Raw genomic sequence first — 15698 nt, 5'->3', positions numbered from 1 at the left:
ACAACGCCGCCCTAGGAATACAGTGGCACCTGCTGGCGATGTTCGGGCCGAGCTTTTTCACAGGACGACTGATGGTGCGCTACGGCAAGGAGCGCGTGACCGCCGTCGGCATGGTGCTGCTCGCCGCCTCCGGGGTGGTGGCCCTGGGCGGGCTCGGCCTGTCCCACTTCTGGGGCTCGCTGGCGCTGTTGGGCATCGGCTGGAATTTGAGTTTCATCGGCGCGACGGCGATGGTCACCGATTGCCACACCCCGGCCGAGCGCAGCAAGGCGCAGGGCATGAACGATTTCTTCGTCTTCGCCGCCACGGCGGCCGTGTCGTTCCTCGCGGGATCGATCCTGCACAGCTCGGGCTGGCAGGCGGTCAACTGGATGATCTTCCCGGCCCTGGCGCTGATCCTGGTGCCGCTGCTGTGGCAGGCCGCGCGAAAGCCGGCGCTGCCAGCTCCGGTCTGATCGGAGCGGTGCAAGAGGCGCTCCGCGCAGTGGGTCGCCTCGGCCGCTACAGCACCTGCTTCCACTGGCGCAGCCTCGACAGCGCGTCGTCGTAGGCGGTGGAGGTGAAGAACTGGATCTTGCGCCCGAGGGTCTTCATCGGGCTCAACGCGGGATCGAAAAGCGAGGCGTTCGAATGGTGCGCCACGCAGTCGAGCACCCGGTCCTGTCCCTCCGTGAGCATGGCTTCCAGCTCGCGAAGGTCTCTGCCCGCGAAACGGCGCTGGAAGCCGGCAGAAAGACGCTCGGCCCGCTGCGCCATCGCACTCGGCGAGTAAAAGGACGCCGAAGGTCCAGGCGTCCGATCATGCGCGAACTGCAGGATCATCGTGTTCCAGACGATGACGTCCACCAGGACCATCGCAGCGTTGGTATGCAGGCGCGGCTCCTGCCAGATCATGGCCGTGTGCCGGTAGTGGCTGGCGGGAATGGTGGCAGCTTCTACCCCGAGCTTTCGGTGGCTGGCGCGAACCTTGTCAAGGAGTTCCTGCTTCGTGGTTGGTAGTTTCATTCGGGATTTCTATTTCATCGAGACAAGGCTCGATAACCGGCGTGTCAGATATTCATCAAGTCACCAGCGCAATTACCTTGGATTGAGGAAAAGCGCTTGCCTCACCGCTGCGCTGGCGGCGCCGAGGGCTTGTGCATGATGAAGCGGGACATGTCGGTGATTTCCTGTTTGCGGATTTACGTTACTGCTGAAGCTGCTTCTGCATGGTGTTGTGGTTGTAGTAGTCGCTGGCATAGACAATCTTTCCGTTCGAAACACGGAAGAAGCTCGCGCCGAAATAACTGATGGTCGAACTGGAGGGCGACGTCCCGCCATTGCTGTTCTTGGTGGCGGTGAATTCCCACTCGATCGCCACACCATCGCCGGAGGCAACCGGCTGCGAACGGATTTTCATTTTTCGGTCGGGCAGGATTTTCATCAGAAACTGCGAGACTTCGGTAATGGCTTGAGGCCCAGTGCGGGACGCTTCATTGCTGGTATTGAAATAGACGACGTTGGAATCGAGCACTTTTTCCATCGCGTCGGTTCGCCCGCCATTCCAGGCGTCAAGGTATTGCCGGACCACCTTCACGTTCTCTGGCTCATCTGCCGCCTGCGACGTGACGCTATAGGCGAGTGAAGCCAGCCCGAGGAATATCGCTCCCAAAGCCTGCACCGGACGGCAGCGCAAGCCGTCTGAAGAACGAAGGGGCCTGAATGACAGGGCGTGCTGCATGTTGTTCATGGTCGAAATACTCCAAAAGGTGTTGAAAAAAATCCCGCTCGCACGGGCGTGGTGGAAAATCGCATGTCGCGCGCAACGAAGCACAGGCCGTCGGCAATTGCTCTTTTGTCAAATACATAGAATCATCCTATGTATAAGGCCTGAGTTGCTACAATCGAGGTCCGATGGGCTCCCGTCTCTACGTCATTTGAGAACCGCGATGAATAACCGCTTCACACTCCCACAGGCGCCGCGGCGTTCGCTCGTCGATTCGACGATTGAGCTGATCCGCGGCCAGATCGAGGGAGGCGCCTGGAAGGTCGGCGAGCGCATCCCCAGGGAGCAGGAACTGGCCGAGATGCTGGAGGTTGGCCGCAACACGGTGCGGGAAGCCATTCGCGTGCTCTCGCACGGCCAGGTCCTGGAAGTCCGCCAGGGTGATGGCACCTACGTGCGAACCAATATCGATCCGGCCGAGGTCATGCGCCGTGTCGGGCGTTCCGGCTTGCGAGAGCACTTCGCGTTGCGCTGCATGCTGGAAACCGAGGCGGCCAGGTTGGCCGCGGTGCATCGGTCCAAGGCGGACGTTGGGCTGCTGCGCCGACTGTTGAAGGCCCGCGGCGAGCAGGAGCAACACGCATCGAGCGCGGCCTTTGCCGAGGCCGATACGGCTTTCCACTGCGCGATCGCCGGGATGTGCGGCAACGGCGCGCTGGCTGAGCTGTACCGCTACTTCGCGAACTCGGTCCGCATGAACACGCTGACTGCGCTGAAGGACAAGGAACTGCCCGAGCCGGGTCTCGCGACCCATGAGGCGATCGTGGATGCTATCGAGCGCCAGGATGGAGAAGCAGCTGCGGCGGCTGTGCGGAACGTGGTCGCTCCGCTGATTGCGGCACTTGAGAAATCGGGTTGATCCGAGCGCGACTCCCGCGCTGGCAATGCCGCTTTCCATCGAGCAGCCGGTCGCCGGCCCCGTTGATCGGAACGCGGGTTGTTTCCCGGAGAGCACGCGGTAGCCGGTCCTCATGGATAGGCCCTTGGTGCGCTACAGCGACCGGACGGTGCTGTTCATATCGAATCTTCGACGCGACCACCCGCCAGGACATACCGGGCCAGCGCCTCGGCATCGGCGTGGGTGGCCCGGGTGGACTGCGGTGTACCGAAAGCCTGGACGAGCTTTGGCAGCATGGCCTCCAACTGGGCTCGCTTATCCGAATCCGGTTCGACGTGGATGAGCGCGAGCAATGTGCCGCCAAGCGTCTCCTTGTGAGTCTTCAGCCAGACGCCGCGCTGAGCGCGATCGTCGAGAGTCTCTTCTGGCCCTCCCGCGACGTAGATAAGCACGAAGGGCTTTCCGCAGGCGACGAGTTCATCCATTTCCGCGCACCAGGCGCTGCTGTATCCGTTGTAGATGCTTGCGCCGTCGAAGCGGACGATGGGGAAATCGCTGGTGTCGTGAACTTTCGGTTGCTGGGACATGATCCTGGACTCTCGCTATTAACGTCCTAACATCCTACCTTTGTTGAGAATTACTTGCAACTGAAATGGGCATGGGCACACCGCCGTGCAGCGCCAAGTGACGGGCGAAATAAGGGCTTGACCTTCCAACAATGGGAGGCCCTACAGTGAACCCATCAACCTCATTCAAGGAGTTTTTTCATGAAGGTCAACAAGTTCAGCCTCTTGTTCATTGCGGGCGCCGTCGTGGTCGCCGCCGGCCTGATGGCCGTCCAGAAGAAGGTGGTCGTCCCGTCGGGTGAAGCGATGCAGGCCAGTGCGGGCGGAGGTCACCAAGGGCACGCGATGCCCTCCAGCGCCTCGGCCAATGACAGTCCTTCCACGACCGCGTATCGCGCCGTGAACGACCAGATGCACGCCGGGATGGGAGCGCAGTTCACTGGCAACGCCGACGTCGATTTCATGCGTGGCATGATCCCGCACCACCAGGGCGCGATCGACATGGCCAAGGTGGCGCTGCAGTACGGCAAGGACCCGGAGGTTCACAAGCTGGCCCAGGAGGTCATCACCGTGCAGGAAGGCGAGATCGCCATGATGAACAAGTGGCTGGGCGACAACGGCCAGCAGGCGGCGGCCGGCAGCTCGGGCGATGCCTCGACGGCCGCCTACCGTGCCGGCAACGACCGCATGCATGCGGACATGATGATCGACTTCAGCGGCGACGCCGATGTGGACTTCATGCGCGGCATGATCCCGCACCACCAGGGTGCGATCGACATGGCCAAGGTGGCGCTGCAGTACGGCAAGAACCCGGAGGTCCGCAAGTTGGCTCAGGAGGTCATCTCCGCGCAGGAAGGCGAGATCGCCATGATGAAGAGTTGGCTTGTCGCTCGGGGCAAGTGAAGGCACGACCATGAACCAAGCCAACACCCCGCGCATCCTCATCTATAGCACTCCAACTTGCCCGGACTGCCGGGCACTAAAGGAGTGGTTGTCCCAGCAGGGCATCGCGTTTGAAGAGCGCGACCTGACCGACCCGAAGATTTCCGCGGAGGCCAAGTCACGAACCGGCGTGCGCGTGGCCCCGATCACGATCGTCGGCGACGAGGTCTTCTATGGCACCTTCGCGAGCCAGAAGCCGAGGCTGATGAAGGCGCTCGGTCTTCAGTGAGCCGCTGAAGGAAGACCGTGGTCACGGGCGGAGTCGCCGGTGCGGACCCCGGTCGGACCCTGTAAGCGCTGTTGTGGACGCGTCTGCACGCAAAGCTCAAGACCGTGAGGCATTCTTCGCCGACGACGCTCGGCGCTTTCGCCTGCGGTCGTTGACATCACGAGAGGAATTTTTATGCGATCGACATCATCAGCCACCTCCCTGCACGTCGCCATTTCCGAGGGCATCACAGTCGCCAACGACCTGCCGTTCGTGCTGTTCGGCGGCATCAACGTCATCGAGGATCTCGATACGACCCTGGCTGCGGCTGAGCACTTCGCGGAGGTGACGCGCAAGCTGGGGATACCCTTCGTTTTCAAGGCGTCGTTCGACAAGGCCAATCGCTCGTCGATCCATTCTTTCCGAGGTGTCGGCCTGGAGGAAGGGCTGCGGGTCCTCGATGCGGTCAAGTCGCGGTTCGGATGCCCAGTCTTGACCGACGTGCATGAGGTTGAGCAGGCCATGCAGGTCGCTGCCGTTGCCGACGTACTGCAAGTTCCGGCCTTCCTGGCCCGGCAGACCGATCTGGTGGCCGCCATTGCCCGCACCGGTCGGGTAGTGAATGTCAAGAAGCCGCAGTTCCTCAGCCCGGGCCAGATCAGGCATGTCGTCCACAAACTGCACGAGGCTGGCAACCCGCGCGTCCTGCTGTGCGAGCGTGGCACGCAGTTCGGCTACGACAATCTCGTCGTGGACATGTTGGGCTTCCGCGAAATGAGCGTTGCCAGCAGTGGCCTGCCACTGGTGTTCGACGTAACCCATAGCCTGCAGCGGCGAGAAGCGGATGCGTTGGCTTCGGGTGGGCGTCGCCAACAGTTGCCCGAACTCGCGCGGGCCGGCATGGCGGTCGGCATTGGCGGTTTGTTCCTCGAAGCACACGCCGACCCGGCGCATGCACGTTGTGACGGACCCAGCGCTCTGCCACTGGACACGCTCGAACCGCTGCTGCGGCAGGTCAAGGCGGTGGACCAACTCGTCAAGTCGTTCGAGCCTCTTCGGATCGACTGAAGCTTGCCACCCGTTCAAACAGAACGTGTGGCACTTCCCCTCTTAGTCGGCTATTTGAGCGACAGATAAGGATTGTTCGGTGGAACGGCATCGAATATGTGCGATGGGTCTTCGAGCAAATAGCCATGCACCTGGCGCGTTTTGCGCGGTCCCATGACCTCGCACGTCCTGATGTTCAGACCCGATGGCTGTTTCCTGTGGAGTCCGAGTTTTTCAAAGCGCTTCTGCACCCACTGCCAGTCCTGCAGGGCCGCGTCCTTCGCAAGCGGCCCAATGGTTGGATGCTCTTGTGCGTAGCGCTGGAAAACACCAGGGCTGATCAGGTAAACCGTGTCGGACACGGTATGTACCAGGGCCTTGGCGTCATTGATGATGAGCTTGCGGGTCTGGACGGCCTGTTTCAGCCAGGCCATGAAATGCTCGCCCGATGGCCGCCCGGTAAATGAGGCGAAATCGTGCGGCGCAGGCGCGGCGGTCGGCGCCGAAGGACCTGGGGCCGATGCGGGAGGGTCGAGCGGCACCGCTGCATCGTCGGCACCCTCTGGCGGGGCTTCGACGGACTGCTCCGGCTCAGGCGTTGTCTCGAACATCGCCAGCATGCTTTCCAGTGGGTCGGCCGGATTGCGCTGCGTGCTGGGAGGTATGGCGTGACTTCCGCCCGACTGATCTGGACGGCTGCTTGCTGCGGGCTCCTTCTCCGTTGCCACCGCTGCTCCAGGTAGCAATGCAGCGTCGGGTGCGGACGGGCGCGGCCCGTCCTCGGCCTCGCCGGCGTTGTCCACGGTCACGGTTCCCGCAAATGGGCTGGGTCGCTCCGAGGGCTCCCAGATCAGCGCCGGGGCCAGGCGCAGGAGCGTGAAGGCATGGGACCAGCCACTCTCACTGGTAATAGTTGCGCGCCAGATGGCCTTGCCGGAGGCGGTGGGCTGCAACATGGCATGATCCTGTAGCACGTTGAACACGGCCGTGTTGTTCGCGGGGATGCCATCGACCCCCTGGGACAGCAGGTGCGCGCGCAGCTTGTCCGAGACGGTCTTGCTCACCAGCCACAGCGCGTCCTCGGTGAGCCAGCCATCGGAGGCCTCCGGCTGGTTCAGTTTCAGCTCTTCCTTGAGCAGGTAGCGCAGCCCGTTGACCAGCTTGCGTTGGAGCGAGTGCTTGGGCGCGGCCATGGCGCGCGCGGGATCGCCGCCCAGCTCCTGGGCGACGGAGGCGCGGTCGGCCTGCACGACAAGCTCGCCCAGAACCCCGGCGTGCTCGTACTGCCCAGCCAAGACGTAGAGCAGCGGCGCCCACAAGGATGGATAGCCACTGAGCCAGTCCAGCAGATCGCGATTGAGCAATTGCTGGTACAGCAAGCCTGTCGCGGCGCTATGAAGCCGGTACTCGCGGTCGTCGCGGTAGCGGAAGCGGTACGGTTGGCGCAGCGGGCCGTGCCATGGGTGCCAGGTGCTGCCGTCGGCCAGCTCGACGTGCAGATCGACGGCCACCTTGCCGATGTCATGGAGCAGTGCGGCATAGGCGACGGCCGCAGTCCAGGCTTCGGCCTGCGCCGCCTGGTCTTCGGGGCTGGCCCCGATGGGCAGCAGATGGGACTGCCGCAGCTTTAGGCTGTAGGCGACGATTTCGAGGCCATGGTCGAGCATGCCGCCCGGGTAGGCATGGTGATGCGCTTCGGAAGCCGGGAAGGCCTGGACCAGCTCGGCGTAGCGCTCCAGCGGCGCGCGGTACAGGGAGGCGAACTGCTTGCGCGAAAGCGAGGTGCGCTGCCAGATGTGTTCCAGCAGCTTCTGCCGGCGCGGGGTGGCGAGCAACGATGCGGCCGACTCCGGCCGCATCAACCCTTTCGGGAGGTCGGTGGCGGGTGCTGGCGACGGCGCGGCAGCGACCGGGGGCCGTTTTCGCTGGAACAGGGAGAGCATGTCGGTGTCCTGATGGCGGGCCGGGCGGGAGGCCTTTTGGCCTTTTCAAGGTAGGGCCTTTCCCCTTGCACCCCATTCCCTTGCCGTTTCGACCCTTTGGCCTTTAACCGTTTCGGTATAGCGGGGCCTGGGCTGCGGCTCCAGCGTCAATGCGGAACCCGCACGAATGGATTAGACGGCGACCTGGCGCTGGGCCCCGGCCTATGCTGCCGGGGCGCTACACCGCCAGGTAGGCTCCCACCCGGGCGACTAAGTTGACAAATGCGACAAAGGAGACTAGAGTGAATCCTGTCTCAAACCTACCTGGGAGCTGACCATGCCCACTGCGATCGAATTCATTGCCGACCGGCTGCCGCGAGTCACGGTGGAGGATGTGCGACGCTTCGCCGATACCGTCGAAATCCGGGATGCACCGGCGTTCGCGGCTGAGTTGCAGGCGTTCATCCACGAGCGCGTGGAGGCGGTGACGCTGCCCGCCAACCTGGAAGGTGAAACGGTGGCGCAGGCCTTGCAGCGCAAGGCGGCCGCGTTGCGCTCCGACACGCGCTGGACACCGGCTGAAACCGATGTCCAGCGAGGCCGCGCCTTGCTGCTGGAAGCCTTCAACCAGCCGGACAACCTGCCGCCTGCCGAGTTCGCCAAGCTGGCGGACAAGTCGCGCCAGCAAATCTACAAGGACATCCTCGCCCGTCGGCTGCTGGCGCTGAACGTGGGGCCGCGCGGCCAGAAGCTGCCCGACTGGCAGCTCGACCCGGTGAAGCAGCAGTTGACCCAAACCGTGCTCCAGGAGGTCGAGGGCATCGACCACTGGACGATCTACCGCGCGCTGTCCGAACCCCTCGAAGGCCTGGGTGGTCGCTCGCCCGTGGATGCGGTGACGCATGGCACGATCGATGACGTGGCCGAGGCCGTGTTCAACGTGCTGGGCGTCCAGGTGCATTGAAGCGAGACCGCCATGAGCCACGAGCTGCCTTCGTTCCTGATCGATGCCGGTGAACTGCTCCAGCATGTGAGCCGCGTCGTCTATCGGGGCAGCCCGCTGTACTATGGCCGCAGCAGCACGAATCGCTACGATGACCCAGCGGGGGCCTACGGCGTGCTCTACCTGGGGCGCGACCTGCCCACGGCGCTGATGGAGTCGGTGTTTCACAAGCACCAGTGGCTTGCGGACACGCAACGCTCGATCGCGCTGAAAGAAGTCCAAGCCCGGATGGTGCGCGCAGTAGGCGTGATGGACGACGTGTTTCTGGCCGATCTCACGGCGCAGGGCGTCATGGCGGGCTACTTCGGCCTGAACCTGGAGCAGTTGGCCAGCCGCGACTACACGCACACGCAGCGGGTGTCCGCCCAGGTGCATGCGATGCTCGGAGATGATGGCCAGGCGCTGTTCGACGGGGTGCTCTATCCGTCGCGCAACAACTATCCCGCCAAGAGCATCGCCCTGTTCGAGCGTGCGGGAGCGAAGGTTGGCGTCATCGAGGACATCGACCTGGTGGACCATGTGGACTGGCCGCGTTTCGTTGTTACCTACCGCATCGGCGTTGAACCCGACCCCGGCCCGGTGGGGCCGGATGACGAAGCGTCCTGAAGCAGCAAGAAAACACATTGAAGCCGCAAACCGAATGAAGTGGAGCAAACTGGAATAGGCATTCCTCAACAGCAGGAGACGACCATGAACACGACGACCCGCACCAGCACCGCAGAACGCCTCGGCCGCGCCTTTGGCCGCGGATGGCGTGCCTATGCGCGACGCGAACGGCGGGCGTCGAACTGGTTGGTGTCCAAGGGCATGCCGCGAGCTGGCGCTACCGCGCTCGTGTGGGTAGCCAAGCTGGCTGTACTGGGGGTGCTGCTCTACGTTGCGTTTTGGTTTGCACTCGTGATGCTGGGCGTTGCGGCGGCGGGATGGGCTGCTGCTGCAAATACTTCGGATGAGGACGAGTGGCCTTTCACCGACCTCACCGAGCTGCGCAAGACGCCGGGCTACGATCCCAACCTGTACAACGACACGTCGCACGAGTTGTACACCGACGACTGACCGGCCTCGCGCTATTTCAGTTTTCCTCCGGTGAGCGCCCCGGCACCCTTGCCGCCAGCTTGGCCGGCGCTCTTGCTGCCATCGGAAAGTCCCTGGATGACGTGCCCGGCCCGAATCCCAACCCAGGTAAGGCTCGCCAGCCAGAATCCCGGCAGAACCAGGAACATCGTGCCCATGACGAACATCAGGAGCATGTCGCCGAAGGCGTTGTTCAACCCTACCAGCGGGTCAAAGTTGGTGTGCGGCCGGTTCCAGCCAAAGCCCCAGCCATAAAGCGCGTCCAGAATCGTTGAATCGATCCAGCGTGCGAGCTGGAACCAGAAGTCCGTGAAGAACAGCGCGAACTGCACGACGCTGACGGTGACGACCGTCTTCAGGTCGTAGGTGCCCACAACCAGCACGAGCGGGATGCAGATGACCAGCGCCATCTTCAGTAAGGCGAGGATCATGGGCAGGGATTGGCGCACGACATCCATGGCAGGAAACGCGGCAATCGCGCCGACTGCCATCCCCACGTCGCCCGTGGCGCGCGTCACGATGTTCGGCAGGGTCTTGTCGATCTGGCCGCCGTAGTCCGTATAGACGCTGCCCTGGTTCAGTTTCTGCTGCCGCGGTGACGCGATGGCGCGGATCACCGAATCGTCCACCTCGGCCCGGCTGAGGAACCCGGCCCAGCCCGCCAGGCGATTCAGCAGGGTCGGGTCCACTTGCCCCAGCAGCCGCGCGCGCAGGCCGTTGCTGCCGTCTGACCACCACTGCCTGCAGGTCGGGTAGCCGCCACCATTGGCAACCTGCGCGAGGCCTGCATCGCGGGTGTCGTCATAGGGCCATGCCTCGCGCGCCGTGCTGGAGCGGTAGCTGTCGTAGTAGCCACCCGTGTCCGTGAAAAAGCGCGAGCCGATCCAGGTTACGTCGTGCATCTGCTGCTCATCGAGATCCGGGCGCTGCATGAACAATTTGGCCCGCGCAGGCCCATAGCAATCCCGCGAGAAGTCCGCGACCTCCTGAGCCAGTACCGGGTCGTCAATGCGGGTCGCGTCGATCTCCATCCTCATCTGCCGCAGGTCCGTACCGCACGGGATCGCCGCTACCGAGGCGCTCGTGACGGCGCGCGAGAGCGCGTGCATGAAAGCCCACCAGACCGGCACCTTCGCCGACTGGTTGTTGATGGTGCTGAAGGACTGCGACCAGCCGGTTTCCGTGGGCTGCGGCACGCTGACCTGGCACTGCGCCGAGCGCGAGCTGTCGTACTGGATGGTGCTGAGGTCCACGTCGATGAACGGAATGCCCGCGAACATCACCACCACGATCGCGACGAACACCCGGTTCTCGATACGGGCGGCACTCAGAACGCCTTTGTTGCCCTCGTCAGCGCCTTCCGCGCGGGCCTTCAGCCACTCCTGCACGACGATGGCGACGAAAGGCAGCGCGAACACCCCGCTGGACACCAGCACGGCCCAGATACCGTTGTTGACGATCCAGGACACGAGGGTGAGGTAGTACTCCAGATAGTCGGTCGTGAAGAGCGTCATGGCCCCGATCTCCCCTCAAGCGGCCTGCATCAACAGGCTGGCTTCCAGCGCGACGATGGCGACGACGCCGGCGACCTCGGTACGGATCAGCCGGCGCCGCGCCTGCCCATCTGTCCCGCTTTGGTCTTCGCGGGCCAGCACCCGGCGGCGCATCCAGAACCATCCATAGGCCGTTGCCGCGTACACGCACAGCCGCCAGATGAAGAAATACCCTGCGGAGGCCGCCAGCCACCGTTCCCAGCCTGCAACGCTGCCGACCAGGTTGATGCCCGCGACGTTCGCCCCCACTGCGGCGGCAACGATAAGCACCAGCCACAGCAGCGTCTTCGCCGCGCGCCGGCTGAACAACCAGCGCAGCGGCCGCCAGGCCATGCGCGCCGGGCTCATGGCCGACTCCCCGGATTGCCCTTCTGGAGCTGGTCGAGACGGTCCGGCACAGGATCGCCCTCGTAGATGCCGCGCGAACCGGCCGCGCGCGCGCCGTGGCGCTGGATGATCGCCATGGGCGAGTTGTTCGCCAGTTCGCGCCGCAGCTCCAGTTCGGTCTTGAGGTTGCGAATCTCACGGTCGAGCGTGTCGCTCTCGTGGTTCACCGCCTCCACGGCAAGTTCGTTCGCCGCGACGTTGGGCTCCTTCTTGCCCGTGAGCAGCGTGCGCTGCAGCAGCAGCGCTTTCTCCAGCACGGATGCCAGCGCGACCTCGGACGCGAGGCGCTGCGACAGCAGGTGCTGGTCGGGCTCGTCGCGCAGCGCCTCGATCACGCCGCGCGTGATCGGCAGCGACGCACTGCCAGCTTCGCGCAGGTTCTCCGGCGTCGTGTTCTTGGCCTTGGTTACCAGGTCCTGGAGCGCCTGCAGCTTGGCGTCGTACTCCTCCTGGATCAGCGGCGTGAGCCCGACGCCCGGCGTCGTCTCGGTCTTGGTGCAGGCATCGCACGTGCGCTGCTCCTTCTCGCCGAGCACGCGCGTGGCCCACTCGACGGCAGCCTGCGGCGAGGTCCAGGTCTGGCACGAGAGACTGCTGCAACTGGCCGGCGCAATGGACGAGGTGTCGGTCACGCCGCGGCCGTTGACCAGGTTGTAGCCAGCGCGGGTGACATCGCCGACGACCTTGATCGCGGGCTGGCCGGAGCCGCCCGCGTTGCTGCCCCCGACCCACGGCACGCCGTCATTGCCGCGGCGCGTCTCGGCCTGCTCGATGGCCGAGACCGCATCCGTGCTCGACACGGCATCGCGCAGCGCCAGCCCTTCGGCCATCTGGCTCCAGCCGAGTTGGCCGCCCGCCGTTTCGGCCATCTTCTCGGCCATGGCACGGCACGTCAGCTTGCTGCGGTCGAAATCCAGCCGCGCCTGCAGCACGCCATTGGTGAGCAGGTTGTACAGACCGGGATCGGCCCGCTGGATGATCAGTGCGGGCAACGATGCCACCGCACTGGTGGCACTCTGGATCACCGACGACATGATTTGCTGGAAGCCGTTGGTAATGCCGTTAAGTTGGTTCTTCAACGTGGTCTGGATGTTCATGTCGCCGCAGATCAAGTTGCTGTTCCAACCCACGCCGACACCGATGGAGCGCATGCCGGCTGCACGTCCCATCGACACGGCGTTGCCGCCACCGATCGAGTACATGACGTCATCGCCGATGACGCTGCCGCTGGTCTGGTATCCCAGTTGACCCCAGGCCACGCCGCTGCCCAGCGCGAGCGCGCCGGCCAGTGCCAGGACGATCTCCGTGCGACGTACCCGGCGGGAGAACGGATTGAATGCAGGACGGAACTTCATGGCACCCCCTCAGAGGAAATCGACGCTGCCCAGGAACACCTGGCCCCGGCGCTCGCAGCAGGCATACGGCCGCCACAGCGCCCATGCGTAGTCGCCTTGCTGGGCCTGGGTAAGGAAGCCGCTGCGCGGGAAGACCGTGCAGGACGAGGACAGGACGGGCGTGAGTTCTTGCCACTTGCCGGTCGAGGCATCGCCCTCCATCAGCGCGCCGGCCGGCCAGTAGCCGTCACGGGAGTTGGCAAGCAACGGCTGATAGACGTGGATCTGCCCGCGGCGCGTGACCACATCGCCCGCACGCTGGGCCACCACTGCGCCGGCCTTGAAGTCGTCGGTCTGGTGCAGGAAGCCGCCACGGGGATACACGTTGCCCCAGAGATTCATCGTGGTACGGGCACCGACTTCGCGCCGGCCCGGAATCAGCGCTTCCGGGTAGGCCATCTCGGGCACGTTGTAGCGCCAGGCCAGCGTATCCAGGGTGCTGAGCAAGTACGGCATAAACGCCGTGCCCGCGCCCTCACAGAAGTAGCCTGACGAAGAGACGAACTGGTTGAACACCTCTGCGCCGGGGTGACCGATGACATCCGCGTTCTTGAATTTGGCGAGGCTGTTTTCGTGATCCTCGTTCGTCGTTCCGTCGCCGCCAGCTTGGGCGGACGGGTTGGGCGTGCTCATTGCCTGGACTTCGACCCAGGGGTTTTCTCCGGTATTCGAGTACGACGACACCACTGCATCGGGGATGTAGTGGCGCACCTTGATCGACGTGCGCACGGTGCAGCCCGTCCATGTGCAGTAGAGCCAGTAGCAGATGCCGACGACGCGGTATTCGAGGCAATCGGGCGATGCCACCGAGCCGATGATGGTCGCTGTATTGAGGGCGTAGCTGCCCGTGGCGCTGAGCAGCAGCAACGAAGCCACGCCAGCGCGCAGGCGGCGCATCAGGTCGAATGGTCGGGTCACGGCTGGGTCCTCCGGTGCTGCTCGATGCGCGCGACAGCGCGAGCCACATCCGGCTCGCCATAGACCACATAGCGCCTGTCCACCACCACGGCCGGGAGGCTGGTGATGCCGAGGCTCCATGCGTCGGTAACGCCTTGGTATGCGGAAGCGATGCGTCGCTGCAGATCGGCACCGCCGCCATTCAGCCGGCGCTTGACGATGGCCGTCGCCTGTTCGGGGTCGGTGGGCAGTCCCGCGGAAAGCTCCGCTTCAATCCTGTGGGCTTCGTCCAGCTCGATCAGCCGCTCGCCGCCCATGGTCTTGACCGGGTGGCGGCTGTCGGTGACGACCACCACGTCGGCGGCGAAGGTGGCCGGGCTGAAAACGGCCAGGGCTGCCGGCAGCGCCACGGCCCGGCCGAGGGTTCGCCAGCCCGGCGCGAACCTGGAAAGGGATGCTGTCATGTCGCGTGCCCTTGAAGTTGATCAGAGCAGTAGTCAAACGCGAAGCCGACGCGGCCCCAACAAACAATGCGCATCGCGCACTGCCCGCATACCTGCTTGTCTCGCGCCCATGAAAAAGCGGAGGCCGAAGCCTCCGCGTGGATCAGGGAGCCGATGCCGTCGCTACAGCAGGCCGGATTCCGCGAACGAGTACGGCGTGCCCTGGCCGACGATGAGGTGATCCAGCACCCTCACGTCGATCAGCGACAACGCGGCCCTCAGCGTTTGGGTCAACGCACGGTCCGCGCTCGACGGCTCCGTGCAGCCCGAAGGGTGTTGGTGAGAAAAAATGACCGCTGCCGCATTCAGTTCCAAGGCACGCTGCACGATCGGACGCGCATGCACCGAGGTCGAATGGATCGTGCCTCTGAACATCGGCTCGTAGGCCAGCACCTCGTGCATGCTGTTGAGGAACACGATGGCGAAGACTTCATTGGGCTCGGCGGCCAGTTTCAGGCGCAGGTAGTCCTTGACGGCGGCAGGCCTCTCCAGGGATGGCCCCTTCTTGAAGACCCGCTGCTCCAGCAGCGCGATGGCTTGCCGGATGATCCAGTCATCGGATTGGGACATGGGGGCAAAACGTGGCTCCACGCAGGAGTCGTTGGCGACGAGAGACATGGCGGACCTCCAGAAAGTGAGCGGAGGGCGCCACCCTGGGAGGGCAAGCCCTCCTGGGGATGGAAACAGCGGAACAAGGTGCATCCATCACCGCGCGGCGGTGATTGTTCGCGGCCAGGATGCGAAAGCGAACGGGTAGCGGTCAGCGCGGCGAGCCGCGCCGTAGCCTTCAAGACCGAGGGCTACCTGGGCATGTCGCCGACAACGTCGGCAGGCATTTCGGATGTGGGGGTGGCGGGCGAACCCGGCGCGTCGCTGGCCATTTCCCCGGCCGCCAGCAGGTCCATGGCCGAGAGCAAGGCATCGCCCTCGATCGGCCCCTGCAACAGGATGGCCTGGCCCGTCTGGCGATCGAGCAGTCGCAGCGACGGCGTGGCGGTCACGCCGCTCTTGGTGGCTTCCGCGGCCTGCGCGCGGATGGCCACGTTGGGGCGCTCGCTAGCCATGCACTGTTCGATGGCTGACGTTGTTTCGGGGTAACGCAAGCCATCGGGCAAGCCCTGGCCGTCGCTGCGCGTGTGGGCATAGACCCATTCGACCGCCTGCCAGAACGCCGCATGCCCGCCCGCTTCGGCGGCGCACTCGGCCAGACGTGCCTCGGCCGACGCGGCAGGCTCGTGCGCGGCCAGCGGCTGGTGATGCCATTGCAGCGCCACGTCGGTGTTGTTGCCGACCCAGCGCTTGAGCTGCGGGAAATACTCCCGGCAGAACGGGCATTCCAGGTCGGCATAGAGCGTCAGCGTGAAACGGCCTTCCGGGTTGCCCATCTGCCAGGGTGGCCCAGCGACCTGCGCCGTGCTGACCGGCGCGCGCGACGGCGCTGAGGATTCGCCGGGCGTCCGGGACACCAGCCAGATCAGCAGCAGCGCGACCAGCGCAGCAGCCAATACCCAGGGCCAGCGAGGCCGCCAGCGGCGACGGCGGAACGCCTGGACCTGCATCGGAATGGAAGGACGTTTCTGTTCCATGGCGTTCTCCGGT

Annotated in this window: 19 protein-coding genes; 8 read left to right on the top strand and 11 right to left on the bottom strand. The window is 64.5% G+C overall.

Translation table 11 applies throughout. The annotated features are described in order from the left end of the window. Positions 1–455 (top strand): MFS transporter (locus ACCQ08_RS23815; RefSeq protein ID WP_373451181.1); only part of this gene is annotated, 455 nt, incomplete at its 5' end. Positions 456–501: 46 nt separating this feature from the next. Here the strand turns inward: ACCQ08_RS23815 and ACCQ08_RS23810 are convergent. Beyond that, entirely contained in the window at positions 502–1005 is a 504-nt protein-coding gene (locus ACCQ08_RS23810; RefSeq protein WP_003821138.1) for a ClbS/DfsB family four-helix bundle protein, read from the bottom strand. Positions 1006–1186: 181 nt separating this feature from the next. Beyond that, complete coding sequence (locus ACCQ08_RS23805; protein WP_015912832.1) at positions 1187–1729, bottom strand: nuclear transport factor 2 family protein; 543 nt, start codon at positions 1727–1729, stop codon at positions 1187–1189. A 199-nt stretch (positions 1730–1928) separates the two neighbouring features. On the opposite strand from ACCQ08_RS23805, the gene ACCQ08_RS23800 reads away from it, so the two are divergent. Further along, on the top strand, positions 1929–2624 hold the full coding sequence (locus tag ACCQ08_RS23800) for a FadR/GntR family transcriptional regulator (RefSeq protein ID WP_003821135.1): 696 nt from the start codon (positions 1929–1931) through the stop codon (positions 2622–2624). A gap of 155 nt (positions 2625–2779) precedes the next feature. On the opposite strand, the gene ACCQ08_RS23795 is transcribed toward ACCQ08_RS23800, so the two are convergent. Then, positions 2780–3190 carry a hypothetical protein gene (locus ACCQ08_RS23795; RefSeq protein WP_012614065.1) on the bottom strand — a complete coding sequence of 137 codons (411 nt, stop codon included), beginning with the start codon at positions 3188–3190 and terminating at the stop codon, positions 2780–2782. A 180-nt stretch (positions 3191–3370) separates the two neighbouring features. Between ACCQ08_RS23795 and ACCQ08_RS23790 the strand changes: the two genes are divergently transcribed. The 3 genes from ACCQ08_RS23790 to kdsA all read left to right on the top strand — a co-directional run bounded on the left by ACCQ08_RS23790 (position 3371) and on the right by kdsA (position 5387). Continuing rightward, entirely contained in the window at positions 3371–4072 is a 702-nt protein-coding gene (locus tag ACCQ08_RS23790; protein WP_003821133.1) for a DUF305 domain-containing protein, read from the top strand. A 10-nt stretch (positions 4073–4082) separates the two neighbouring features. Further along, on the top strand, positions 4083–4340 hold the full coding sequence (locus tag ACCQ08_RS23785; RefSeq protein ID WP_003821132.1) for a glutaredoxin family protein: 258 nt from the start codon (positions 4083–4085) through the stop codon (positions 4338–4340). Between the two features lie 201 nt (positions 4341–4541). Next, positions 4542–5387 carry a 3-deoxy-8-phosphooctulonate synthase gene (gene kdsA, locus ACCQ08_RS23780; protein ID WP_024082531.1) on the top strand — a complete coding sequence of 282 codons (846 nt, stop codon included), beginning with the start codon at positions 4542–4544 and terminating at the stop codon, positions 5385–5387. 50 nt (positions 5388–5437) lie between these two features. Here kdsA and mobH read toward each other — a convergent pair whose 3' ends face one another. Then, positions 5438–7309 (bottom strand): MobH family relaxase, encoded by a 1872-nt coding sequence (gene mobH / locus ACCQ08_RS23775; protein WP_003821130.1) that lies wholly within the window; start codon positions 7307–7309, stop codon positions 5438–5440. Between the two features lie 316 nt (positions 7310–7625). On the opposite strand from mobH, the gene ACCQ08_RS23770 reads away from it, so the two are divergent. From ACCQ08_RS23770 to ACCQ08_RS23760, 3 genes are all read left to right on the top strand, one after another. Continuing rightward, positions 7626–8252: an integrase gene (locus tag ACCQ08_RS23770; protein WP_003821129.1), complete on the top strand. Its 627-nt coding sequence runs from the start codon at positions 7626–7628 to the stop codon at positions 8250–8252. A gap of 12 nt (positions 8253–8264) precedes the next feature. Continuing rightward, a complete protein-coding gene (locus ACCQ08_RS23765) occupies positions 8265–8897 on the top strand; it encodes an RES family NAD+ phosphorylase (protein ID WP_012614066.1) in 633 nt (210 codons plus the stop codon). 84 nt (positions 8898–8981) lie between these two features. Next, positions 8982–9347 carry a DUF3742 family protein gene (locus tag ACCQ08_RS23760; protein WP_003821127.1) on the top strand — a complete coding sequence of 122 codons (366 nt, stop codon included), beginning with the start codon at positions 8982–8984 and terminating at the stop codon, positions 9345–9347. 11 nt (positions 9348–9358) lie between these two features. Here the strand turns inward: ACCQ08_RS23760 and ACCQ08_RS23755 are convergent, their stop codons facing one another. From ACCQ08_RS23755 to ACCQ08_RS23725, 7 genes are all read right to left on the bottom strand, one after another. Further along, positions 9359–10879 carry a conjugal transfer protein TraG N-terminal domain-containing protein gene (locus ACCQ08_RS23755; protein ID WP_003821126.1) on the bottom strand — a complete coding sequence of 507 codons (1521 nt, stop codon included), beginning with the start codon at positions 10877–10879 and terminating at the stop codon, positions 9359–9361. A 15-nt stretch (positions 10880–10894) separates the two neighbouring features. Beyond that, positions 10895–11266 (bottom strand): hypothetical protein, encoded by a 372-nt coding sequence (locus ACCQ08_RS23750; RefSeq protein ID WP_003821125.1) that lies wholly within the window; start codon positions 11264–11266, stop codon positions 10895–10897. Beyond that, positions 11263–12660, bottom strand: a complete 1398-nt coding sequence (locus tag ACCQ08_RS23745) for an integrating conjugative element protein (RefSeq protein ID WP_212136804.1) — start codon at positions 12658–12660, stop codon at positions 11263–11265. The genes ACCQ08_RS23750 and ACCQ08_RS23745 overlap by 4 nt, the downstream gene beginning before the upstream one ends. Positions 12661–12669: 9 nt before the next feature. Further along, entirely contained in the window at positions 12670–13617 is a 948-nt protein-coding gene (locus tag ACCQ08_RS23740) for a TIGR03756 family integrating conjugative element protein (protein WP_012614067.1), read from the bottom strand. Further along, the gene (locus ACCQ08_RS23735; RefSeq protein WP_003821119.1) at positions 13614–14060 is read right to left on the bottom strand and encodes a TIGR03757 family integrating conjugative element protein; all 447 of its coding nucleotides are present in this window, start codon (positions 14058–14060) and stop codon (positions 13614–13616) included. Before ACCQ08_RS23735 ends, ACCQ08_RS23740 begins: the two co-directional genes overlap by 4 nt. A 162-nt stretch (positions 14061–14222) precedes the next feature. Continuing rightward, entirely contained in the window at positions 14223–14717 is a 495-nt protein-coding gene (locus tag ACCQ08_RS23730; protein ID WP_003821118.1) for a JAB domain-containing protein, read from the bottom strand. A 182-nt stretch (positions 14718–14899) separates the two neighbouring features. Next, complete coding sequence (locus tag ACCQ08_RS23725) at positions 14900–15685, bottom strand: thioredoxin domain-containing protein (RefSeq protein WP_012614069.1); 786 nt, start codon at positions 15683–15685, stop codon at positions 14900–14902. Positions 15686–15698: the final 13 nt, after the last annotated feature.

Origin of the sequence: Comamonas sp. SY3, from assembly GCF_041730275.1 — a bacterium.
Classification (GTDB): Bacteria; Pseudomonadota; Gammaproteobacteria; order Burkholderiales; family Burkholderiaceae_C; genus Comamonas; species Comamonas sediminis.
The sequence above is the reverse complement of the archived record's forward strand: the minus strand, read 5'-3'. Positions and strand labels throughout refer to the sequence as shown.